Source organism: Bdellovibrio sp. ZFWA1 (genome assembly GCF_056175665.1).
This window is the reverse complement of sequence record NZ_JBJKJH010000002.1, coordinates 135,989-159,409: the sequence shown is the minus strand read 5'-3', so window position 1 is coordinate 159,409 and position 23,421 is coordinate 135,989. Positions and strand designations below refer to the sequence as shown.

The window sequence follows — 23,421 nt, the reverse complement described above, 5'->3', positions numbered from 1 at the left end:
GAAACTAAAAGTAAAAAGCCGATCCCAACAAGGATCGGCTTTTTTTATGGCAGAATCGAATTTACAAATTCCTCGGAAGAAAAACTACGCAGATCCTGAATGCGCTCGCCCACACCGATCAACTTAATTGGAATTTGAAGCTCATGAGCAAGTCCTACCGCGACTCCCCCCTTAGCAGTTCCATCCATTTTAGTCAGAACCGCCCCCGTCAATTGCAATGCTGCGTGATATTCTTTTGCTTGCAACAAGGCATTTTGACCAGAGTTCGCATCCAAGACAATCAAAGTTTCATGAGGAGCCGATTCAATTACCTTGGTCATCACTCTTTTCATTTTTTTAAGCTCTTCCATTAAATTTGCCTGAGTATGCAAACGACCTGCGGTATCCACGATAACCACGTCGTAATTTTGGGCTTTGGCCTTTGCCACAGCATCAAATGCTACAGCAGATGGATCCGTAACACCTTCTGGAGAAAATATCTCGACCTGAGCTCGCTCGGTCCAAACTTTCAACTGCCCACCTGCCGCTGCTCGGAACGTATCCCCCGCGGCAACCAGAACTTTTTTACCAGCCTTCGCCAGCTGAGCTGAAATTTTACCAATCGACGTCGTCTTTCCTGCCCCATTGACTCCAACGATCATCAAAACCGTGGGACCGCTTGCTGCAAATTTGATTTTGTGAAGAATATCGTTTTCCGGAGACAGCAACGACACTTCCGAGTCTTTAAATATTTTGATCATTTCATTTTTGATCGCAGCACGCACAGCTTCGTAATCTGATTTTTCTTTTCTAGACAAATCTTCTAAAACGGCCATTAATTGCTGTACAGTTTTAGGACCTAAATCGCTTGTATAAAGAACTTCTTCGATGTCCTCTAGGTGGGCTTTAACTTCAGCACTATCACTGAAGAAATTGCGAATTCGACCAAAAAGATTTTCCTCTGTTTTTTTAAGAGCCGCCTTCAAATCAACGTCAGCCCCAGAAGCTTCAGCAACTTCCACAATCGCCTTTGAATCAACCGTCGCTTCCAATGTATTTTTAGAAGCCGTCACAGATGCTGGCGCATCCTTTTTCGTTTCCGTCAATGTTCCTGCAGGCTTTGTCTTTTTTGTCTGAGATACAAATAGGACTCCCAACAATACCGTCATCAAAAGAACTACAAAACCAACCAGGTACATCATTGCATCGCCATGAGCTTCAGACATAATCTCTCCAAATAAAAAATCCTTGGTACTTGTATACCAAGGATTTTTAGCTGTCTAGCTGTGCAGCGCACAGCTTTTCGCCTGGCGGCTGCTGTCTAGCTGTGCAGCGCACAGCTTTTCGCCTGACGGCAGTCTAGCTGCTGGCCGGGCTTTTCGCCTGGCGGCTGATTAGCGGTAGTCTTGCAATGAAACGGATACCATTGTTGATACACCGCGCTCTTGCATTGTGACTCCGTAAAGCTTTCCAGCAACTTCCATCGTGTGTTTGTTGTGCGTAACTACGATGATTTGCGAACGTTTAGCCATTTCACGAACTAGATCGTTGAAACGGAATACGTTGGCATCATCAAGAGGAGCATCAACCTCATCCAGCAAGCAATATGGTGATGGTTTCACCAAGAAGATCGAGAAGATCAACGCAACAGCTGTTAGAGCCTTTTCTCCACCCGACATCAAAGAGACGTTCTGCATCTTCTTACCCGGCGGCTTCGCAATGATATCGATACCCATTTCTTGCTTCTCTGGATCTTCAATCAAGGCCAAATGAGCCTCTCCGCCCCCAAATAGAACTGGGAATACGCGAGTAAAGCGATCATTCACAAGATCAAAAGTCTCTTTAAAGCGCTTAGAACAGATACGATTGATACGATCAATCACTTTGCGTAATTGCTCTTTAGCTTCCGTCAAGTCAGCGTGCTGCTTGTTCAAGAACTCATAGCGCTGAGCAGTTTCTTCGTACTCTTCGATCGCCGACAAGTTAACTTCGCCAATTTTTGAAAGCTTCTCGCGAAGATCTTTCAGCTGAGTATCAGCTTCTGCCAAGTTTCCTTCGCGTGCTGCATACTTCTCGGCCACCTCAGGCAATAGAAGCATATAGCGTTCCCGAACTTGCTCGATCAAATAGCCTTCCTTCATACGCGCTTGCTCAAGTTTTAATTGGGCATCATTCATTTTAGTTTGACGCTCGTTGCGCGCTCTTTGGGAAGCCATCGAAGCCTCTTCCATCTCGCGCACTGTTTCCGCCATCACTTCGTACTCGTTCTTCGCTGAAGAAACTTGAGCTTTCAAAGTCTCAACTTCAGTCAAAGCACGTTCAAATTCAATTTTCTTTTCTTCAAGCGCCAGTTGGGACTCTGTCATCTGCGAAGAATAGCCCTCAGCTTCCTCACTCATTCGAGTCAACTGCGCATTCAATTCATTCAATGATCTATTGACCATTTCTAACTGACGTAAAACACCTTGATATTCTTGGTTTTTCGAAGCGGAATTAGCTCGCAGCTCGGCCACTTCATTTTGAAGACCATCAAAACCATTTTGGAAAGATTTAAGCTCTACAGTCAAAGCTTCGACCGCGGATTCAAGTTCTACTTTTTTCTCGCGAGTTTCAAAGAGAGCTTGATTTAGCTCTTCAAGCTTTTGCTCTGCTTGTTCTACTTGCTCAGTTAAACGACGAGCCTCACGCTCTTGGCGCTCGACCGCGTTTTGCGCATTTTGAACTTCCGTTTCAGCACGCTCTAAGTCTTTACGTAGCTCAGTAACCTTGATTTCTTGCTCGACCTTGCGTTTTTGAGCACCCTCGAAATCGTTTAATACGTTTTCAAGCTGCTCTTCGGTTTTCTTAAGAGCAGCGCTCGCCAATGCCAACTTGCCAGCAAGCTCGTCTTTTTTAGCCGATAATTCTTTAATTTCACGACGACGCTTTAACATTCCAGAATCTGCACTCTCTGCAGAGCCTCCTGTCAAAACTCCGTCGGCAGTCAAAGTATCACCATCTAAAGTGACAAATGTCCAACCTGCATACTGTGGACGAAGAGCTAAAGCCGTGCGAATAGAGTCAACAACAGCAACACCGTCTAAAAGATGTGCTACTGTTTTTTCAAATTTTTCAGAAGAACGAACCACATCTTTAAGAATAGCAACGATACCATCGTGCCCCTGAGGCGCCGCCGATCTTTGGATAAAACTTGATGAACTTTCAGAAGAAATAAACGAACTGCGTCCCGTTTTATTCTCTTTAAGGTGATCAACCGCTTCCAATGCCATTGACGAGTCCGTCGACAAAAGCATCTGTAAGCGAGAACCTAAAGCAGCTTCCATCGCGACTTCAAAATCAGCAGGCACTTCGACAACTTCAGAAACAGGCTGGAAGTAAGAAGAAACCGATCCATCAGCATGAAGCTGTTCGGCCTTTACCTTCTGCCATAACATTACCTGTTTCACGCCCTCTTGGAATCCCTCAAAACTATTTTGAAGATTCTCAAGACCATAAAGCCGCCCTGTCACTTCATTTAACTGATCCTTGAACGACTCGACTTCAGACTTTTTCGTCTCAACTGAATCCGTCAAAATGCGTTTGTTTGCTTCGAAAGACTCTACATCGCTGGAAAGATCCAATTGCAACTGACGTTCTTTATCCAACTCATTAGTAATTTTTTTGCGACGAGACTCAAACTCTACTTGTTTCTCGCGAAGTTCCGCCAAAACCATTTCTTCGTTATTGGCGCGCTCTTGAAGATCAGAAATATTTGCATTCAAAGAGTTCACACGAGCATCTAACGAAGACTCTGTTTGCCCGATCGCAAAAAGTTCACGACGCTTGTCGGTCAACTCAACGTCAACCTCTTGAATGCGTGAACTGCCCTTTTGATAAATTTCATTCTTTTCATTGTAAGCAGCTGTCAACGACTCGGCTTCTTCTTGAAGCTCGGTCACCTGATCTTGCAATTGCACCTGATCACGTAAAAGCAATTCTTGTCGAGCTTGCTGCTCTTGTAGAATTGTCCCGGTCATTTGCTCATTGCGACGAGCCTGTTCAATTTCAAAGCGAAGCTCTTGGATTTCCATTTCCTGCTTTTGCAAGCCCTGTTGGCGATCCATAAAGTTCTGCTGAAGAGTCTCAACAGTTTTTTCTTTTTCAAGAATTTGCAGTTTCAAAACTTCCAGCTGACCATGCAAAGTCGATAGGTTTGTTTCGCCTTCAACTTCCATACTCTGAGCTTCGTCAAAAATTCTTTGCGCTTCGTCTGCAGCTCGTTTTAATTCCACGTACTGAGCCGAAGAAACCCATAAATCTAAATCTTCGATTTGTTGTTTAATATTTCGGTAGCGCTCTGCGCGCTGTGCCTGCCGTTGCAAAGAATCAATCTGGCGCTTTAATTCACCAATAATGTCTTGCAATCGAAGAAGGTTTTGATCAGTAGACTGAAGTTTCCTTTGAGATTCTTTTTTACGCGCCTTGAACTTCGTAATACCTGCGGCTTCTTCGATAAGCATACGACGATCTTCAGGCTTTGAGGTAATAATCTTACCGATCATACCCTGTGCAATAATAGAGAAGCCTTTAGATCCAGCCCCTGTATCCATGAAGACTTCTTGAACGTCTTTTAAACGAGCAGGCTCTTTATTTACGAAGTACTCCCCTTCGCCATTTCTGTAAAGACGACGAGTGACCATAATTTCAGAGTGCTTAAGATATTTAGCAGGGAAAGGACCACCATCATTTTCAAGAGTCAAAGAGACTTCGCACATACCTAATGGCGCATACCCCTCGGCACCTGCAAAGATAACATCGGTCATCGTCGATCCACGAAGGTCTTTCGCGGACATCTCACCCATGACCCACATCAATGCATCTACGATATTCGATTTTCCGCAGCCGTTAGGACCAACGATCCCCGTAATACCTGCGTCAAAATGAATAACTGTACGATCTTTAAAAGACTTAAATCCGACGAGTTCAATCTTTTTGATTCTCAAAGCAATCCCCTCTTCATCACTGTAAGAAGCCTGATGAAACCTAAGGTGTTAATGTCCCTAGACCTTGGTCCTATGTCAATCATAGGTATGTAATTGAGGAAAAAGCAGGCAATGACACGGCGACTAATGCATAAGTTTTAAGCGATTATCTGAAGCATTGCGCAAAGTAAAGTCTTAGCTTCAAATCATATCAAACTGAAACAAATTTATTGCAAGTGACAGTTGTCAAATGTTGGCGTGCCGTTCGGGAACAGAATTAGTCGAGAAACTCTCAAGAGTCCAGTCTTCCGTGCCGAAGAGATTCATTGCGGAGCTGAACCATGGATATGAAACGTTTTTTTGGACTCAATAAAAAGCTGCTAAAGAATCAACGGGGTAACACCATATTGCTTGCATTGGTAAGCACTGTGGCGACATCGATGAGCGTTTACTACCTAGCAGATTATGTTATTAAACAACGCTCTCAGGTTAAAAAAACCGGCAGTGTCCTGACCACGAAGCTAGCCCTCCATTCTCTCGCCGATTACGTCGTCTTTGGAGTTCGTCAAAAATACTGCTTTAACTCGACACTTTTACCTGATGCAAACTGCAATCTACAACACTCTGCCAGCGTCGAACGTCTTATCATGTCTACAGAACAAGAGAGCTTCATTAAAGAACTTATTGCCACTGGAAAAAGTGTTGGACCAGTAGATGCCTCAAATATCTCTCTGTCTAAAATAGAAATCGACGTCAACCTGGCATCCATGACATCTGTCCACCCATTATTTAAAATCTTTAGCCGCCTCAATAAGGACGAATTCGACCGGGCCCGAGTCATCTTAACTAGAGACAACCGTGCCTTTTTACCACGAGCTGGCCGTGAAGTTTTCATCAACATGGAAGTCTATCTGGAAAGACCAGGCTCTAACGAGCCGGCTCAGCTAGGTGGAAAATTCGTGACGATCAACTCGAGTATTTCCATACACCCACGCGAAGTGGGATCATTTGCTTTAGTCGCAGCCTCCGATCTATACCTCAGTAAGCCTTGGAATGAAACTCTTCCAAAAGGAAGTATTGGTTTTCATAACTTCAAATCTAAAGATGAATTAGGCAACAGCCCGGGCTTAATCTTTACGAGCCCCGTTTTTGTTAATGGCGATATTCACCTCCCTTACGTCTCGGATAAAGAAGGTGGCGCCCTTGCCAATACGAAGTCTTATACAGGTGTCACCTTTGCCGAACGAGTCGTGCTTGGTAATGGCTGGGTTCTTTCAAATGGTGAAAAATTCTCGCCGAAAGTCGCTGGTGCCACTGGATATGTCAACTGGAGTGATCACTTACTTTTCGGGGGCTTTTTAAAAGGGATCGAAAACGATGGCGCTAAAGATATAGGTTTGGACTATTTTGCTAAAATTGCATCTGCTTCCGCACCTAACTTGACTCTATATAAACAGTGTATCGAACGTAATATTAAACAGTCCGAACTTAAATACTTAAAGGATTCAAAACTTTGGGGATCTTTTGAGTGGAATCCGGGCTTCTATACAGAACAAAAGTTCCGCAATATGCGCTTGTCATTAATTTATCCGGGAGAATATCTTCAGCAGGAAGGGAACTTCGGGCCTGCAAATACAAGCAACTGGGGTAAAGGGACATTCAATCGAACTTCCGGAAAAGACCGTGATGGAATCATGGAACTAACGATGATCTTAGGAAGCAGAACCGTGACCTTTAAAATGCCAAAAAATGGCACGGTTGAATTGAAAGCAGACGTCAATTTTCCGGCGGTTGCTAATGACTTAAAGAACAAAGTGACCTCAGCAAAGGCCTCGGTAACTGATTTACAAAACGACATAAAAAATCTTCAAGACACTCTGGATAATCAATACGACAAAAGAAAAGATCTTGAAGACAAGATATCGGATTACGAAAACGATCTAGCAGATCTTCAAGCCGACTATAAAAAAGAAACAGACCAAGACAAGAAAAACTTAATCAAAGTTGACATCGATCGGCTAAAAGCCAAAATTCAGGCAGTTGAAACGCAAGTGGATGCTACGAACATCAGCATTAACAACACGAAGAAATCAATCAATGATAAAAACGCTCAGCTTGCAACTGCCGAGACAAATCTTGCTGCTGCTGAAAAAGCACAGAAAGACTATCAATACAAAGTCGACAACCCGCCAGAGTTCACGATCACCACCGAGACTTCCAAATGGGATCGCCAAAACACAATTCTAAAAGTCGAGTACGACAACGTTGGCTCGATGATAGACTCCAATGGAAAACCAGTTCCGCCAAGCATTGGCGTTCAGGCATATGATCTTTCATACAATAAGTACACGTCACTTTTGGACCCTCCAAATCCAAAACTTAAACAATATATCAATTTCACAATGCAAAACGAAAATACCGCGAATCCTTACCTGCGAGTTTGGCAAAACCTTAGCAATACGTCGCTAAACGGAACAGAACCTCCACCAGCTACAGAACCTGCTAATATTGACTTAGCAACTCTGGACCAACAATGCGAACAGCTACGAAATGCAATGAGCTCGCAGTCTTTTGGCGGTGCGGGCTGGGATGCAGATTTCTCTAAGACGACTCGCCACTCTTGGAACTTCGCCGGACTTGATACATCAACGGCAGGTCAAGATCCTGTCGTCAACACCCTAATAATGGATAGTGCAAATTCGTTATTGGGAAATAACCCCAAGTTCCTTGTTCATTCGATCGTAGGTCAATGTATTATCAAATCGACTGCAAACTTCGTAAGTGGTTTCCTAAGCTGCGATGAATTGATCATCGAAGACCGTGGCACTCCATTACGGATTATCGCCAGTATCATTACTGGAAAAGTCAGCATTCATCCAAATGCTTTCAAGTCAGGTATTCGCTGGTCGACAATTTACCATCCTCAGGCGACTCAAGAACTACGAAACGCGAGAATTTTAAAACGTGGAGGTGGCGGAGCCTGCACCGGCTTCAGTCAGCCAATTTGGCATCCGATCCCTTCGATCATCGAAACATCGGATCGCTATGCGTGTAATGCCATCTCACTGCGCGCTAAAGCGAATCCCTTCCAGTGGACTTCTGTTGATCCAGACTGTGGTCTTCTACCTGGAGCAACCAACACTTCTTGTAAAAAACGTGCAATGCGCTTCTTCGTTGTCGAGCATTCACGTGAGGCAGGTCTATAATGAAAACTTCAATGATTAAAAACAACCTGGGTTTAACTATCGTCGAAGTTCTTGTGGGACTGGGAATCGCCGTTACTGCGGGCTCTGCTGTGACGATGGGGCTGATCCAGGCGCAGAACCAAACGAAAAAAACGACCGAGACCGATGTCACGGACAAACAGATCTTGGAAATTGCCGAAAATATTCGAATTGCACCAGAAACATATCAAGTGACCTTCGATTATACCGGCGATGCGGCCGACAGACTTTTAAATCCGACCAGCTTGCCAATGGCCTGGGATAAAAATAAATCCGTCCCCGTTGCCGAGTGCCCCGATTGCCCAGGACGCTATGGATATATTGTTCAACCTTTTGAAAACTATCGTGGTCTTTATTTAGTGACACTTCGGCTTACCCATAAAAGCTGGAAAGACACTTATCGAGAACACCAATTCGTTGTGAGCCCAAAATGAAGAACAACTTTTCTCGTTTCATAAAAAACAATAAAGGTTTGACTCTGGTCGAAGTATCCATTGCGGTGGGCCTAAGCGCCCTGGCGTTGTATATGATGTCAGCCAGTCAAATAAATCTGACCAAAGAAACAAAAACTCTCGAAGCCAAAATCGAAGATCGAACATCGCAAACAATCGCTGAACGGATGCTGATCTACGACTTAAACAATTTGGATGTCATCTTTAACAACATCACCTTAAAGGATGATAGTGGTAACGAATTTTTCGATTACTACTCGGACATTCCTAGCAATCTTGTGCCAGGTACAAAATCACGCAAATATACAATGAATTTAGGGTCTGGCAAAAAAGAAATTATGTTCGTTACCGGAGACAATTCAACAGGTGGATCGATTGTTATCGACCCTGTGGCCGCTTACGATGTTGGCCCCACTCCCGCCGATTTCAACCAAGCTGCAACCTTAACCTTTATATCGTTAAACAAAGACAACATCATAAAGAAATCTCGTCCCAACCTTTGGAGAGACGGACAGATTATTCTTTTAGACACTCCGGCTAAGTTGCGTCCGGTAGCTGCTGATGGCAGCATCGACCTCGGCATCCCTGGACGCTCTTCATCTTTTGCAGGAGTTGTCTCGGGACAAAACGTTCTACAAAACTCTTTTATTCTAAGTTTATTTAAGTCGAATCATCCTGAGACAGGCCAAGCTCTTAATACTGCTGATCTTTTCCTAAGAACCCTAGGTTCTATGGGGGGCGGCCTACCTTTAACTCGTCTTCATGGAGTTAAAGTGGTTAAATATTACATAGAGAAAATGGACAAGGTCGATGATCCGACTCAATTTCGACTTATGCGCACAGTTTACTCGAATGGTAAATTTGGCGAACCGTTCATGGTTCTTGACGGCTTGACATCCGTTGAGTTTAGCCGGGCTTCGGTAACACAAAAGCTTATCGCCTTTAAGTTTGTGATGCCGAAGAAAGATTATAGCAAAAGATAGTTAATGTTCTTATTAGGGGGAATGATGAGAACTTTTATTCAAAAAAAATTATGGACCTATTCTGTCTTGGCAATAGCCCAGACATGGTCATTAAATGCCTTCTCGGCAGACAGTAACGATGAAGTTAAACTCTTCGTCACCTCCTCGAGCGCCGGCGAATCAGCTGGAAGTATTCCCGCAGCGGGCGCTATCACGCGTACTGGAAATACAGATCTCATCGTGAAGATCCGTAACTCTTGCTTCGGAACCAACCTGCGAGGTGTCGGTAATCCCGTCGCTCCAAGTTCAATTATTACGACAAATGTGACACTGAATGTGGGAGGCACCGACATCCCTCTTCGTGTTGAATATCCCGCAGAGCTAGTCACTGCCGCAGGAATGAACACAGCTACCTTAACTGAAATGAATGCCTCGAAGTACTCGATTCCCGGTGGCGGTAAAGCAGCCATCAGCGGAAATACAATTCAGTTAAACGTACCCGTTAAGTCTGTACTGACCATCGATCCAAATGGTCAATATATTCAACCCAAATCGAAAGTCTTTATTAAAAGCTACTCATTCAACCAAACCGTCACTGTCTGCGGCGGGCCCGCTATCTATGGCGCTTACGGCCACTCTTCGCATAATGCGACTTATGCCTGCGGCGATTACATGGGTAAAAATGGCGCCCTTTCAGCTTCAATTGGTGGCCTCACGGTGGCCCCAGATCAATCAGCGATTGAAATTGCAGTGGCCTTTCCAGGTCAAACTGGATTTTGTGGATCTTATTGGTCGCCATTGATGCTCTTCACTAGTGATGAACGCCCAACTTTCACTAATATTTCACAGTTCCCGCTGAATCCAACGGGACGCACTCATTGGCCCGAGGCTGGATCTCCAGGCCACTTTATCGCCTTTGACCGCGACAAGAATGGTAAAATTGACAAAAAAGATGAACTGTTCGGAGACTCAGAAAACGTCGACAACGGCTTCATTGCGCTCAAAGAATTTGATTCGAACCGTGATGGTGTCGTGGATTCAAAAGACAAACGCTTCCATGAGCTAGTACTTTGGCAAGACTTAAACGGCGATGGTATCAGTCAAAAGAACGAAATGATCAAGCTAAGCAAAATGGTCAAAAGCGTTTCCTTAAAATATGAAGCTGGCCGACTCCGCCCGATAGGAGAGTACGCCGAAGAGCGAGAAGCCTCGGTAGCGGTCCTAAAATCGGGTAAAAAAGCCACGGTTGTGGACGTCTGGTTTTCACCAGCCCCCCTACAACTTTCTTCTCGATAAATTACGTATTTTTTTGATGACAGAAATAAGCAAAGAGCTTCATGATCCGCCTCATGAAGCTCTTTTTGTTTTTATTAGTCTTTATCGGTATAGGAACATTTTCCAACCCCTTGCTGGCCGCTGAACCTGACTGGTCAGTCGGGGCTCCAGTCCCTGTCAATGGCCGCCCTAATATTCATGCTTGGCCTGAAGGCACATTTGAAAACTATGTCACTGCCGGAAAACTTCACGCCCAAATTTATCCAGTTACGGTCACTGGAGCTCTTCCGCCTTACGCACCCTTAAAGAACTTTCTAGAAGAGCGCCAAAGCAATCCTCTTAAAGAGTTGTTTCGCCAACTAGGTCGAACGCTTTCAGGTTATAAGTCTTTCGATGACGTTCTTAAAAATCTAGGTCTTCACCCTTATCCTCAGGTTCAGGATACGGGTGTCTACGAGGTTCCTTATCCTGTCGATATTCGCCCTTCACACCGCATGGGAGTCGGACTCATTCATCGAGACGGTGCTACCGGATTCACCTTCAGTTGTGCCACCTGCCACAGCTCAAATCTATTTGGCAAAACCGTCTTAGGAATGACCAATCGCTTTCCAAGAGCTAACGAATTTTTTGTGCAAGTTAAAAAACTGACTCCCTTTGTAAATCCATGGCTGTTTCAAAAATCCACTGGAGCCACTGATGCAGAATTGGGTCTGATGAACCAGACTTTGAATAACCTTGAACGGGTCAATGTAAAAAGCCCAATCGTCCTAGGCTTGGACACCTCTTTGGCTCAGGTGGCACTGTCCTTAAATCGCAGAACTCCAGATGCATGGGCAACTCCCTCGCAGCGCTGGCAAAAAGCTCCGGCAAAAGATCCATTCTTAGACTCCAATCCAGCCGATTCTAAACCGGCTGTGTGGTGGAATCTCAAGTATAAAAATCGTTGGCTGAGCGATGGCAGCGTCCTTAGCGGCAATCCAATAGTCACAAATATTCTTTGGAATGAAATTGGGCGAGGCACCGATCTCAAATTATTAGACCAGTGGATCGAGCAAAACCAAAAAACCATCGACGAAATCACTTCGGCGGTATTTTCAATAGAGGCTCCTCGCATCACCGATTTTTTCAGTGAAGACCAAATTGACATCGCTGCGGCCCAAAGGGGCGAAAGCATATTCAATTTACGCTGTGCTAAATGCCACGGTCACTATGACAAAGCTTGGAGTCTTCCAGAAGCAAACCAGCTGACTAAAAAAGAGCAAATCAAGACCTATCAAGTTCGCTACAAGACTTCGACTCCTGTTGTGGACGTGGGAACAGATCCTTATCGCCGTCTAGGCATGAAATCGCTAGAGATTTTAAACCGCCTCGAAATCTCTAGAAAATACGGTGTACTAGTTCAAGCCCAAGAGGGATATGTTCCACCACCTTTAGTTGGTATCTGGGCGCGTTGGCCTTACTTCCATAACAACTCGATTCCGAATCTATGCGCTTTGTTAACCCCAGGCCCCCAACGGCCAAAAGTTTATTATGCCGGTGCTGCAAATGATCCAAAAACTGATTTTGACTTTGATTGCAACGGATATCCACTGGGTGCCAAAACCCCAAACAATTGGAAAAAAGACGTTCTTCGCTTTGATGCTCGCCGTAAAGGTATGAGTAATTTAGGTCACGACGAAACGATCTTTATCAAAGATGGTCGAGAGGTGCTGACGCCTCAAAACAAGAAAGATTTAATTCGCTTCCTGCAAACCCTGTAAGAGCTGGACCTTGATCTGCACTATTAAGAGACACGGTCTAGCAATAAATTAAGATTTGATTACATATTTAAATACGTTTTAATTTATGATTCAAGATTCCGATATAATTGTTGCCGATAATTGAGGAATCATATGACATCCAGCCTAAAAACGATCTTACTGTTTTATAGTGCGATCCTACTAACCAACGCCGTAGCAAGCTTCTTTTATTGGAGGCGTTCGAAAGACCCGATCGTTGGTTGGACGACCTGCATATGGTCTGGCGTGTTCATTAACTTCTTACTACAAGGTATATTTCAAGAGCCTGGATATCTTTTGTTGCTTGCTTTCTCGACTTATATTTTCGTTTCTTTTAGTTTACTAAAATTTGCCGAAAGCCTTTTTAAGTTTGAGTTCAACAAGAAGCCGTTATTATTTACGAGTCATGCATTCTTTATTTTAGGTCTTATAATTTGGGGATTTTCAAAAGAATTTATTCCCTCAGCCTATGCCATGGCAATCGGCGTTTCTCTTCCCATGTTTTTTACTTCGGTTTTAATATGGAATCACAATAAGCGAAACCATTTAGAACCCAAGATTTTGGCTATACTCATTTTCTTAAATGCATTGCATTTTTTAGACTATCCCCTTTTACGCTTTGAAGAAAACGGCGCCCATTTTGGTTACTCAGTGGCTCTATTTTTGAAGGTGTGTTTTGCAATCACATTTCCCATGGCCATCATTCGTGAAGTTAGTGCCGGCTATCAGGACCTATTAAAAAAAGAAGTAGAAAATCAAACTCGAGAACTAAAAAGTCTATCGGCGCAAAATTCGACATTATTGAATTTAGTCTGTCATGACCTTGCAACACCCGTTACCGTCTTAAATACCTCTGTCGGTGGGCTTCAAAAAGCCTGCGACAATTTTGACAAGGAACAGTTTAATAAATATTTAAGCCGAGTTGTCAAAGCAACAGAACATGTAGGAGAAATCTTAGAAAAAGTACGCAGTCTTCAGTCAGTAAGAAGCGGAAAAGAAAGTTTAAATCTAGAAGCGATTTCTCCGGGACCGTTAGTTCTTGAATCAATTGAAAATGCCAAACCATCCATCGAAGTAAAAAATTTACGGATCAAGTTCACGAACTTACTGGATGCAAACGACAAGATTATGGCAGACAAACTTTTACTGAAACATCAAGTCTTGGCCAATTTAATTTCAAACGCGATTAAATTTTCACTGACTGGAACAACAATCGAAATTCTACTAAGCAAAAAAACCGAGAAGGTGTGCATAGAAATTTCCGATCAGGGCATTGGAATTCCGCCCGGAATCCTAGGGCACCTCTTTGATTTTAATGTGCCTACATCTCGGCCCGGAACTATGAATGAAAAAGGGACAGGCTTCGGCCTGCCCCTAGTAAAAACGACCCTCGACTATATGGGTGCCGAGATTCAAGTTTCCAGTAAAGTAGTTTCTGCTGGCAATGAAATCAGCGGCAGCAAATTCACCATTTTACTAGATAAAGCTTCTTGATGCCAGTGAGTGAAAAGCTCATCAAATTTTGCAAAGATTTGATCCACAAGCAGAATCACCAGGGCTTCTTGTTCCTGGCTTAGGTTCAGTTCTGCAAAATCTAAATGAAGATCCTCTTCACCATCTTCAATCCAGCTTCCCATGGCATGAGACTGTTCGCCGTGATCGTGTTTCATTCCAAAATACGTTAAACGCTGATATAAATTCCGATCGACCAATTGAGGCCGCAAACGCTCGATAAACACCGTAAAAGCCGCCTCTAAGCATTCAATTATTGCTAAAACAATCGCAGGGTCTTTATAAGTCTGTATCAAGTGAGTTAGAAAATAGACCATATTTCTAGGCACGCGCTGCTCGTCGCTCCAAATTTTATAAAGAAAGCTTTGGGCGGAAGACGCTAAAAATCCCATTTCGGTAAGGTCATTCAGATACCACTGCCAATGCTCACTGTCTTCATCACAATGGTGATTGATGGCGTGCTCTAAGGGGGACTGAGGGTCCTTAAAACGTGCAAGCTCTAAGATATCCCGAAATCCCAACACGAAATAGCTCATGGCCGGAGCAAACGCCAAGACGTTTTCTTGAGGTGTTGCTTTAGACAGCCACTGACAGAATAAATGTTGATCTAAACCTGCTTTTTTTGAGTCTATTTTTTGTAAAATCGTGTTCATAATCCAAATAGAATCAAAATTTAGTTTAGAAACAAGTTATAGTTTTGTTATGAAATAAAAAAATCCTCCGTTCTTAGTTTAAACGGAGGACTTGAGACCTTTAATGTAGTTTGCGAGATGCCACTGCCGCTTTTGCCGCAGCTAATCGAGCAATCGGCACCCGGTACGGTGAGCACGACACATAATCTAAGCCCACTGCATGGAAGAACTGAATAGACTCTGGGTCTCCTCCGTGTTCTCCACAGACACCTGTCTTTAAATCAGGACGAGTCATTCGACCTTTTTCGACTCCAAGCTTAACCAAATAACCCACCCCCTCTTTATCAATAGAAACGAAAGGGTCCTTTGGTAAAATGCCCTGGGACACATAAGATCCCAGGAAACGTCCCGAATCATCGCGGGAAAGCCCCAATGTTGTTTGGGTCAAATCGTTTGTTCCAAAGCTAAAGAAGTCCGCATTATCTGCAATTTGATCAGCAGTCACCGCCGCCCGTGGAAGTTCGATCATCGTCCCAACGATGTAATCAAATTTCACGCCTTTTTCAGCTTTGACCTTTTCTACCGTCTTGATGGTTAGATCACGAAGCATCTCTAGCTCTTTATTCATCCCAACAAGTGGAATCATAATTTCAGGCTTTAGTTTCATTCCCTCTTGAACAAGCATCGTCGCGGCCTCCGCAATGGCACGCACTTGCATCACATAAATCTCGGGATAAGTGATCGCCAAGCGACAGCCACGATGTCCCAACATCGGATTGAACTCATGAAGATTGTTAATCTTCATCTTCAATTTTTCGACATCCAAGCTAAGTCTTTTTGCTAGTTCAATCGTTTCATTTTCCGAATGCGGAACAAATTCATGAAGTGGTGGATCCAATAGACGGATTGTCACTGGATGACCATCCATAATTTTAAACAAGTGGTAGAAATCTTCCCGCTGCATCGGTAAAAGTTTTGCCAATGCTTTCTCTCGCTCAACTTTATTTTCAGCAATAATCATTTCACGAACAGCGTCGATTCGATCAGCACCGAAGAACATATGCTCGGTACGGCACAAACCGATACCTTCTGCTCCGAAATTCTTCGCTGTTTGCGCATCCTTCGGAGTGTCGGCATTCGCACGAACACCTAAGCGGCGCTTAGAATCAGCTATTTTCATGATGCGCTCGAAGTCACCGTCTAATTGCGGTTCGATTGTGTCCACTTTACCTAAGAAGATTTCCCCAGTTCCGCCATCCAAAGTGATGATATCACCTTTCTTAAGAACGTAGCCTTTTACCTTCATAGTTTCATTGCGATAATCAACATCCACGTCACCACAACCAGCAACACAGCACTTGCCCATACCGCGCGCGACAACCGCGGCATGAGAAGTCATCCCACCTCGAGTCGTCAAAATACCCTGAGCCGCAACCATCCCCGCAATATCCTCCGGCGATGTTTCAATACGTACAAGAATTACCTTCTCGCCACGCTCTTTCCAGTCTACCGCCTCTTCAGGAGTAAAAACGATCTTACCATGCACTCCTCCTGGAGACGCCGGAAGACCTTTTGCCAGTAATTCTTTTTTAGCTTTAGGATCTAAAGTCGGATGAAGAAGCTGATCTAAGGCTGCTGGATCTAAACGTAGAAGCGCTTCGTCTTCAGTGATCAATTTCTCATCAATCATATCACAAGCAATTTTCAATGCCGCTTTTGCCGTGCGCTTCCCGTTACGGGTCTGCAACATCCACAAAGTATTGCGCTCGATAGTAAACTCAATATCTTGCATATCGCGATAGTGCGATTCAAGTTTTTTATAAATAGCAACAAGCTCGGCATAGGCTTTAGGCATCGCTTCTTCTAAAGACATCAGACCAGCTTTAGCGGCCGCAATTTTAGTGACCGGCTGAGGAGTACGAATTCCCGCAACAACATCTTCACCTTGGGCGTTGATTAAAAACTCTCCATAGAAGGCTTTCTCACCGGTACTTGGATCCCGAGTAAAGGCCACACCGGTTGCGGAGTCCTCTCCCATGTTCCCAAACACCATCGACTGCACGTTGACGGCGGTTCCCCAAGCCGCTGGGATGTCATGAAGTTCACGGTACGTGATTGCTCGCGGAGTGTTCCACGAATAAAAGACCGCAGAGATAGCTCCCCACAATTGCTCCCAAGGGTCCGTCGGAAATTGCTTACCTGTCGATTGCAAAACCATTTCTTTGAACTTCTTAACCAGAAGCTTCAAATCATCGACAGTCATTTCTGTATCAAGTTTATAGTGTTTTTCTTCCTTAAGATCTTCCAGTGTCACTTCCAATAGCGACGAGTTCATTCCCATCACAACATCAGAATACATCTGAATAAATCGACGGTAAGAATCCCAAGCAAATCGCGGGTTGTTCGAAGCTTTTGCCAAACCTTCGACAGTCTGGTCATTAAGACCTAAATTAAGAATCGTATCCATCATCCCCGGCATCGATGCACGAGCTCCAGAGCGAACGGAGAACAACAAAGGATTCGCAACATCACCAAATTTTTTACCAATTTTTTGCTCGACTCGAGCCATTGCCTTCTTCACTTCTGGATGAACCCAGTCCGGTAAACTTCCACCGTTTTCATAGAAGTGCGTGCAAATCTCGGTAGAAATTGTAAAGCCCGGAGGAACTGGAAGCCCAAGCTGAGTCATCTCGGCCAAGTTCGCCCCTTTACCACCTAAAGAGTTCTTCATGCTGGCATTACCTTCAGCTTCACCAGCGGCAAAAAAGTAAACAAATTTATCTGGGCGAGCTGTTTTCGTGTTCGCAGCAGAGTTTGTTTGGGTATTCATAGATGTCTCCTTATTCACATGGACACGGATCTTAATATATGACTCAGTTAAACTATGGAGGCGCTGCAATATCAAGCAAAAAACATATCATCGGCATCGCAGAAAAGTGTTGAAATTACATGACTTTACAAGCCTTTTCAAAGAGCATGAACTCTAATTTGAGGCTTTCATGAGTGAACTATATCGACATTACAAAAATAAACCCTATCTGTTACACCGAACCGTCGTACATTCTGAAACACTTGAAGAGTTCGAGCTTTACGAGTCCTTGTACGACAACCCGGTCAGCAAGCATTGGATTCGTCCTAAAAAAATGTTTCATGAAAATATCATTCACCAGGGCGAGGAGCTTCCCCGCTTTCAAAAAGTAAATGTTGATTTTATTGAACGCGAAACTTTATCAAATGCCGAGAAAGAGCGTATTTGCGATTTCTTTCAAAAAAACACCATCTTCAATGACTTCGATCGCAAAAAGTTCCTTTATCAATTGGAAACCAAATCTCGAGTCCATTGCACTATCGCCGAATACAAAGGCGACATTGTGGGCATCAAACTGGGTTATGTTTTGACGCCCTATAAGTTTTATTCCTGGATGGGGGGCGTCGCAATGGATTTCCGCAAAGGTGGCATTGCTAGCCAAATGATGGAAATTCAACACCGCTGGTGCAAAAAGCAAAACTTTCTTTTGATCGAAACTCGCACCCGTAATCAATTTCCCCAAATGATTGCGCTGAATTTAAAATACGGCTTCCAAATCGTGGGAGTAAAAATGGACGACAAAGGGGAACCTAAAATCCTTTTGGAAAAGAAGCTTTAATAAAAAAGGCAGCCTAGTGGCTGCCTTTTTTAACGACCTAAAAGTTCTTTAAGGCGTTTCGAACGTAGTTGTTCAAATCTGCAATTTTAATACGCTCTTGAGTCATCTTATCGCGGTGACGGATAGTCACCGCTTCGTCGTTGATTGTATCAAAATCGACAGTCACACAATAAGGAGTTCCAATTTCGTCCTGACGGCGATAGCGTTTTCCGATTGATTGTGCCTCATCATAGGTCACGTCAAATTCTTCAGCTAAGGCATCACGAACCTTGTCCGCGATCGACGTTAGCTCTTCCTTCTTAGATAAAGGCAAAACAGCAACCTTGTACGGCGCAATTTCCGGGTGAAGACCCATCACAATACGCACATCTTCCTTGCCAGCCTCATCTGTTGTGACCTCTTCGCGGTAAGCATCGCACATAAATGCCAAGAATAAACGATCACAACCCACTGCCGTTTCAATCACATAAGGGATGTATTTTTCTTTATTGGCTTCATCGAAATACTCTAAATTCTTTCCAGAAAATGTCTGGTGCTGAGTCAAGTCGAAGTCCGAACGATTGTGGATACCTTCAAGCTCTGAAAAGCCCATCGGAAATTTATATTCGACGTCGACCGCTGCACGAGCATAGTGAGCCAATTTTTCATGAACGTGGATCTGCAAGTTTTCTTCGCGAATACCGAATTTTTTATAAAAAGCCAGACGCGTTTCTTTCCAAGTTTCAAACCATTGAGCATCCGTCCCTGGTTTCACAAAGAATTGCATTTCCATCTGTTCGAATTCACGAGTTCGGAAAATGAAGTTTCCTGGAGTGATCTCGTTACGGAATGATTTACCAATAGCTGCGATACCAAATGGAATTTTGTAACGAGAAGACTGCTGACAGTTCTGGAAGTTAACAAAGTGCCCTTGAGCGGTTTCTGGACGTAAGTAGACAACCGCTGACGAATCTTCAAGCGGGCCCATATGCGTTTTAAACATCAAGTTGAAATTGCGCTCTTCAGAAAGATTTTTCGATCCGCACTGAGGACACTTCTTATGTTGAAGATACGAGTCCGTATTATCGGCTCGGAAGCGCGTTTTACAATCCTTACAGTCAACCAATGGATCGGAAAATCCATCAACGTGCCCTGAGGCCTTCCAAACAGTTGGGTGCATCAGGATTGCAGCATCCAGACCGACAATATCTGGTCGACGAGTCATGGCATTCCACCACGCTCGTTTAACATTTAACTTCATTAACGAACCGAGGGGACCATAATCCCAACAGCTTCCCAATCCGCCATAGATTTCACTGGATTGAAAGACGAAGCCACGGCGTTTACTGAGGCTCACCAAAGTCTGTAGGTCTTCACAACGTCTGATTTTCATAAATGATCTCCCGTACTTGACATATCAGGGGTATCAAGCCTTGGGCAAAAGGTCAACGGACAACCAAACTGGACTCCTGCGATTCCCTGCTATGAGCTAGGATGGATCTACGGAGGCAACTTTGACAAAACTTTTGCTGATGTTTTTTATATCGTTAACGGCGATTGTAGCCCTTTTTGATTCGTGGAAACTGGAATTATTGCCCTATTCTTCAGCACAAGCTCAATCCGCTCAGGAACTTAAAAAATCCGAAGAGCAAGTCCGTCACGAAATGCTCACTATTTCAAATCAACTGGGGTTAACCTGCATCGACTGCCACAACACCAGTAATTTTGCCTCGGACGAAAAGAAAAATTTCAAAATTTCTCAAGAGCACATCAAAATCACGCAAATGCTGAAAGAAAATGGATTCGATGGCAAACGAGGCCCCGAAGCCTCCTGCTACATGTGTCATCGTGGAGAATTAAAACCAGCTTATCTTGATCCAAAGGTCGAAAAAAAGTAAGTTGGCTCTATGCGAGCCCTCAAAGAATCATCCAGAATTATTTATTTTATCCTCGGCTGGGTGAGTCTTGCCTTAGGAATCTTAGGAATATTTCTGCCTCTGCTCCCCACAACACCGTTTCTTCTACTGACGGCTTATTTCTGGGCGCATAGTTCTAAAAAATGGTATCACTGGCTTATGACTCAAAAAACTTTCGGTCCCATCATTCGGGACTGGGAAAGCCGAGGAGTCATCCGCAAAAAAGCCAAAATAATGGCCACGATACTGATGCTTCCCTTGTACCTGACAGCTCTTTTTACAAACTATGTCCCCATCTATGGAAAAATTTGTCTAGCCTTGATCGGCACCTCGGTCCTCGTTTTTATTTGGACCCGTCCTTCAGAATAAAGATCTTTTCATTTTCGATTCACTCATCTCGCAGGCCTTTTTGTTAATCTGATTTCAGAAAACGCGGCAGTGTCCGCAACAAAAAGGAGAATCCAATGAAAAAGTTAACAGTGATTGCCTTACTAATGGCAACTTCTGCTGCTTTTGCAGGCAAAATGACTCATAAAGAAGCAAAAGCAGAGTGCCTTAAAGAAAACTCTACAATTGCTGGCACTGAATTAAAACAGTGCATCAAATCAAAATTACATAAATAACAAAGCCGTTTCCGACATCATTTTTGGTATCCCTACCTGCAAAACGGGGCGATTCTATCGCCCCGTTTTGTTTTAACTCTTCTGGCTCTCAGAAGTTTGCTTGGATTGGTCATTATTTTGCGCCAAAACAGAAACAGGAGGCGCTGGTTTTTCCTGAGCTGAAATTTCCTCGTGAGCCCCTTGAGCGATTCCCTTTTTAAATTCGCGAATCCCCTCTCCTAAGGACTTACCAAGTTGAGGCAAACGTTGTGGCCCAAAAAATACAAGAAAAATTATACCAACTATCAATATATGCGAAAGGCTGAATTCTCCCATGGGATCTCCTTTTCTTTATTGCTGCCATGAACTGTAAGCTTTGGCGAGAATATGCGTCGAAAATAAAAAAAAATTTATCCTGCTTTAGCTAAAAGCCATAGGTTTCATAAAAAAAAAGCGTTAAACTTTGATTATGAATATCTTACTTGTCGAAGATGAGATTAAAGTCGCAAGTTTTTTAGAAAATGCCTTAAAATCAGAGGGCCATTCGGTCTATTCAGTTCACAATCTTCAAGATGCCATCTTGCAAGTCGAATCCCCCCTAAGACAGTGGGATTTAGCCATTCTAGATCGCATGCTTCAAAGAGACGACGCCGCTCAACTGCTGCCCCTGATAAAAAAACACAAACCGCAAACAAAAATTTTTGTTTTATCAACCATATCTAGTCCTCAAGAAAAGGCACGCCTGATTAATCAGGGTGCCGACGAATACATGTCTAAACCCTTTTCTTTGGAAGAGCTTTCAGCAAGAATTCACTTAGTCCACCGCCGGAATCAGGTGCTTCAGCCCTTAGATCAATTGAAAATTGAAATTGGCGATTTGCAAATTGATCGCATTCAACACAGTGTTCATATCTTAAACAAGAAAATCGAGCTGACCGGAAAAGAATATCAACTACTTCTACTGCTTGCCGAAAAAAAAGGCCGTGTCTTTTCAAAGTATCAACTTTTAGATTTAATTTGGAATACACAGTTCGAAATTGAATCCAATGTCGTTGAAGTCACAATCAAGAATATTCGCAAAAAACTAACAGAGGCCGGTTCCTCTGTACAAATTGAAAGTCGTCGCAATGTTGGCTATTGGCTTGAGGAATAGATTCATTTTAACCACCACTCTGGTGTTACTTGTCACTGTCTTTGCAGTCAGCTTTTTTCAGCATAAACTTTTAGAAATGGAACGCTTTCGTCTGGTTGATCGTAGCATCGAAGCTTCGATGGCTTTGGTACTTTTATCAGATCCTCTCGTAGAGGACACATTGACGAATATCGATGATGTCGACAGAGTTATTTCTGAAATTTTAGGAGAGGACAAACTCAGTCAGTTCGTCATCGTTTCAAACAATCGAGGCCAGATCGTCTATAAATCCCACAAGGTCGACAATTTAGATTTGCATATCGACCCCCGACAACAATGGCAAACTATCAGCCTCAATGGGACTTTGATTCGAGTACTGACTGTTCCCGATGCTAAAAATCTATACAACTTAAGCCTGGGACAAATTCTAACTTCTGAAGAAATTACCTGGAAAAAAGAGGCTCGCATTTTCTGGTGGATTGGATTAATCACAGCCGCGATTGGCATCCTCGCCGCAATCTTAATCACCAGACTAAACTTGACTCCATTACGCGAACTTTCAAGATACCTAAAACACCTCAGTGACACAGAAAATACACACTTAGAGTCCAAAGTTTTAAAAGAGATTCAAAGCCATAAAGACGAACTATCCGAGCTTGCGCAGTCCATATTAAATCTGACCCAACATCTGCAAAATCAAAAGAAGAATCAAATTCAATTAATGTATCAAATGGCGCACGAAATTAAGACGCCGCTAACGATCCTCAGTAATGGCATCTACCAACTCAGAATAGCTCTGACCGAATATCACGGCTCTCAAATACCTCTTAAAGTCGAAACAGAAATTCTGACTCTTCAAAAGGAAACTCAAGAGCTCAACGAGCTGGTTTCGACGTTCTTAGATTGGAGTCAGTCCTCTGCGAACCCCTTTAAGGACGATGATCTGTTTGCGATCGATATCCAACAAGCTTTACAGCAAGCCATCGGACTTTTTCCAATTCCAGACCAAAAACGCATATTACTTCGCGCTGACAATAACGCTTTAAAAAAAGTCTTTGCCAATCAAAATTTACTGCAACAGATGATTACAAATCTTTTGTCGAACGCACTGAAGTACACTTCTGGCACTATCGAAGTTGAGCTCGGTAAAACATTTCTTAAAATTTCAGATCATGGTCCTGGAATACCTTCCCTCGTTGAAAAACATCTGGGCGAACCATTCAATCGTGGTCAAAACTCGCTTAAAGGGCATGGCTTGGGCTTGGCCTGGGTTTATACAATATGTCAAAAATACGATTGGAAGTTCACCATACAGCGCCCAGAGGACGCTCAAAAAGCTTCGGTTCAAATTCAGTTCGAATATGAATAAA

Annotated in this window: 18 protein-coding genes; 12 read left to right on the top strand and 6 right to left on the bottom strand. The window is 43.5% G+C overall.

Annotation, left to right across the window (positions count from 1 at the left end):
- Nucleotides 1-44: 44 nt before the first annotated feature.
- Both ftsY and smc read right to left on the bottom strand, forming a co-directional pair.
- Nucleotides 45-1,205: a signal recognition particle-docking protein FtsY gene (gene ftsY, locus AC04MN_RS10315; RefSeq protein WP_475383125.1), complete on the bottom strand. Its 1,161-nt coding sequence runs from the start codon at nt 1,203-1,205 to the stop codon at nt 45-47.
- Between the two features lie 168 nt (nt 1,206-1,373).
- Entirely contained in the window at nt 1,374-4,961 is a 3,588-nt protein-coding gene (smc, locus tag AC04MN_RS10310; protein WP_475383124.1) for a chromosome segregation protein SMC, read from the bottom strand.
- 320 nt (nt 4,962-5,281) lie between these two features.
- Here smc and AC04MN_RS10305 point away from each other — a divergent pair, with 320 nt between their 5' ends.
- From AC04MN_RS10305 to AC04MN_RS10280, 6 genes are all read left to right on the top strand, one after another.
- A complete protein-coding gene (locus AC04MN_RS10305) occupies nt 5,282-8,146 on the top strand; it encodes a hypothetical protein (RefSeq protein ID WP_475383123.1) in 2,865 nt (954 codons plus the stop codon).
- Complete coding sequence (locus AC04MN_RS10300) at nt 8,146-8,598, top strand: hypothetical protein (protein WP_475383122.1); 453 nt, start codon at nt 8,146-8,148, stop codon at nt 8,596-8,598. The genes AC04MN_RS10305 and AC04MN_RS10300 overlap by 1 nt, the downstream gene beginning before the upstream one ends.
- Nucleotides 8,595-9,599 (top strand): hypothetical protein, encoded by a 1,005-nt coding sequence (locus tag AC04MN_RS10295; RefSeq protein WP_475383121.1) that lies wholly within the window; start codon nt 8,595-8,597, stop codon nt 9,597-9,599. Before AC04MN_RS10300 ends, AC04MN_RS10295 begins: the two co-directional genes overlap by 4 nt.
- Nucleotides 9,600-9,623: 24 nt before the next feature.
- The gene (locus tag AC04MN_RS10290; RefSeq protein WP_475383120.1) at nt 9,624-10,874 is read left to right on the top strand and encodes an EF-hand domain-containing protein; all 1,251 of its coding nucleotides are present in this window, start codon (nt 9,624-9,626) and stop codon (nt 10,872-10,874) included.
- Nucleotides 10,875-10,927: 53 nt separating this feature from the next.
- A complete protein-coding gene (locus AC04MN_RS10285) occupies nt 10,928-12,613 on the top strand; it encodes a c-type cytochrome (protein ID WP_475383119.1) in 1,686 nt (561 codons plus the stop codon).
- Nucleotides 12,614-12,745: 132 nt separating this feature from the next.
- A complete protein-coding gene (locus tag AC04MN_RS10280) occupies nt 12,746-14,125 on the top strand; it encodes a sensor histidine kinase (RefSeq protein WP_475383118.1) in 1,380 nt (459 codons plus the stop codon).
- On the opposite strand, the gene AC04MN_RS10275 is transcribed toward AC04MN_RS10280, so the two are convergent.
- The gene (locus AC04MN_RS10275) at nt 14,044-14,796 is read right to left on the bottom strand and encodes a hypothetical protein (RefSeq protein WP_475383117.1); all 753 of its coding nucleotides are present in this window, start codon (nt 14,794-14,796) and stop codon (nt 14,044-14,046) included. The genes AC04MN_RS10280 and AC04MN_RS10275 overlap by 82 nt on opposite strands.
- Nucleotides 14,797-14,896: 100 nt before the next feature.
- The gene (gene ppdK / locus AC04MN_RS10270; RefSeq protein WP_475383116.1) at nt 14,897-17,605 is read right to left on the bottom strand and encodes a pyruvate, phosphate dikinase; all 2,709 of its coding nucleotides are present in this window, start codon (nt 17,603-17,605) and stop codon (nt 14,897-14,899) included.
- A gap of 169 nt (nt 17,606-17,774) precedes the next feature.
- On the opposite strand from ppdK, the gene AC04MN_RS10265 reads away from it, so the two are divergent.
- Complete coding sequence (locus AC04MN_RS10265; RefSeq protein WP_475383115.1) at nt 17,775-18,422, top strand: GNAT family N-acetyltransferase; 648 nt, start codon at nt 17,775-17,777, stop codon at nt 18,420-18,422.
- A 37-nt stretch (nt 18,423-18,459) separates the two neighbouring features.
- Here the strand turns inward: AC04MN_RS10265 and AC04MN_RS10260 are convergent, their stop codons facing one another.
- Nucleotides 18,460-19,794 carry a glycine--tRNA ligase gene (locus AC04MN_RS10260; RefSeq protein ID WP_475383114.1) on the bottom strand — a complete coding sequence of 445 codons (1,335 nt, stop codon included), beginning with the start codon at nt 19,792-19,794 and terminating at the stop codon, nt 18,460-18,462.
- A 121-nt stretch (nt 19,795-19,915) separates the two neighbouring features.
- Between AC04MN_RS10260 and AC04MN_RS10255 the strand changes: the two genes are divergently transcribed.
- The 3 genes from AC04MN_RS10255 (at nt 19,916) to AC04MN_RS10245 (ending at nt 20,940) form a co-directional block, all read left to right on the top strand.
- Nucleotides 19,916-20,299 (top strand): photosynthetic reaction center cytochrome c subunit family protein, encoded by a 384-nt coding sequence (locus tag AC04MN_RS10255; protein WP_475383113.1) that lies wholly within the window; start codon nt 19,916-19,918, stop codon nt 20,297-20,299.
- A gap of 9 nt (nt 20,300-20,308) precedes the next feature.
- The gene (locus AC04MN_RS10250) at nt 20,309-20,686 is read left to right on the top strand and encodes a YbaN family protein (protein ID WP_475383112.1); all 378 of its coding nucleotides are present in this window, start codon (nt 20,309-20,311) and stop codon (nt 20,684-20,686) included.
- A gap of 95 nt (nt 20,687-20,781) precedes the next feature.
- A complete protein-coding gene (locus AC04MN_RS10245; protein ID WP_475383111.1) occupies nt 20,782-20,940 on the top strand; it encodes a hypothetical protein in 159 nt (52 codons plus the stop codon).
- Between the two features lie 72 nt (nt 20,941-21,012).
- Here the strand turns inward: AC04MN_RS10245 and AC04MN_RS10240 are convergent, their stop codons facing one another.
- On the bottom strand, nt 21,013-21,255 hold the full coding sequence (locus tag AC04MN_RS10240; RefSeq protein ID WP_475383110.1) for a Sec-independent protein translocase subunit TatA/TatB: 243 nt from the start codon (nt 21,253-21,255) through the stop codon (nt 21,013-21,015).
- 133 nt (nt 21,256-21,388) lie between these two features.
- On the opposite strand from AC04MN_RS10240, the gene AC04MN_RS10235 reads away from it, so the two are divergent.
- Both AC04MN_RS10235 and AC04MN_RS10230 read left to right on the top strand, forming a co-directional pair.
- Nucleotides 21,389-22,072, top strand: a complete 684-nt coding sequence (locus AC04MN_RS10235; RefSeq protein WP_475383109.1) for a response regulator transcription factor — start codon at nt 21,389-21,391, stop codon at nt 22,070-22,072.
- A gap of 76 nt (nt 22,073-22,148) precedes the next feature.
- On the top strand, nt 22,149-23,420 hold the full coding sequence (locus tag AC04MN_RS10230; RefSeq protein ID WP_475383108.1) for a sensor histidine kinase: 1,272 nt from the start codon (nt 22,149-22,151) through the stop codon (nt 23,418-23,420).
- The last annotated feature ends 1 nt before the right edge of the window (nt 23,421 follow it).

Bases quoted from the DNA above. Each gene is read 5' to 3' on its own strand.
- ftsY (WP_475383125.1), bottom strand. From the start codon at position 1,205: ATGTCTGAAGCTCATGGCGATGCAATGATGTACCTGGTTGGTTTTGTA.
- AC04MN_RS10305 (WP_475383123.1), top strand. From the start codon at position 5,282: ATGGATATGAAACGTTTTTTTGGACTCAATAAAAAGCTGCTAAAGAAT.
- AC04MN_RS10300 (WP_475383122.1), top strand. From the start codon at position 8,146: ATGAAAACTTCAATGATTAAAAACAACCTGGGTTTAACTATCGTCGAA.
- AC04MN_RS10295 (WP_475383121.1), top strand. From the start codon at position 8,595: ATGAAGAACAACTTTTCTCGTTTCATAAAAAACAATAAAGGTTTGACT.
- AC04MN_RS10290 (WP_475383120.1), top strand. From the start codon at position 9,624: ATGAGAACTTTTATTCAAAAAAAATTATGGACCTATTCTGTCTTGGCA.
- AC04MN_RS10285 (WP_475383119.1), top strand. From the start codon at position 10,928: ATGAAGCTCTTTTTGTTTTTATTAGTCTTTATCGGTATAGGAACATTT.
- AC04MN_RS10280 (WP_475383118.1), top strand. From the start codon at position 12,746: ATGACATCCAGCCTAAAAACGATCTTACTGTTTTATAGTGCGATCCTA.
- AC04MN_RS10275 (WP_475383117.1), bottom strand. From the start codon at position 14,796: ATGAACACGATTTTACAAAAAATAGACTCAAAAAAAGCAGGTTTAGAT.
- ppdK (WP_475383116.1), bottom strand. From the start codon at position 17,605: ATGAATACCCAAACAAACTCTGCTGCGAACACGAAAACAGCTCGCCCA.
- AC04MN_RS10265 (WP_475383115.1), top strand. From the start codon at position 17,775: ATGAGTGAACTATATCGACATTACAAAAATAAACCCTATCTGTTACAC.
- AC04MN_RS10260 (WP_475383114.1), bottom strand. From the start codon at position 19,794: ATGAAAATCAGACGTTGTGAAGACCTACAGACTTTGGTGAGCCTCAGT.
- AC04MN_RS10250 (WP_475383112.1), top strand. From the start codon at position 20,309: ATGCGAGCCCTCAAAGAATCATCCAGAATTATTTATTTTATCCTCGGC.
- AC04MN_RS10245 (WP_475383111.1), top strand. From the start codon at position 20,782: ATGAAAAAGTTAACAGTGATTGCCTTACTAATGGCAACTTCTGCTGCT.
- AC04MN_RS10240 (WP_475383110.1), bottom strand. From the start codon at position 21,255: ATGGGAGAATTCAGCCTTTCGCATATATTGATAGTTGGTATAATTTTT.
- AC04MN_RS10235 (WP_475383109.1), top strand. From the start codon at position 21,389: ATGAATATCTTACTTGTCGAAGATGAGATTAAAGTCGCAAGTTTTTTA.
- AC04MN_RS10230 (WP_475383108.1), top strand. From the start codon at position 22,149: ATGGAACGCTTTCGTCTGGTTGATCGTAGCATCGAAGCTTCGATGGCT.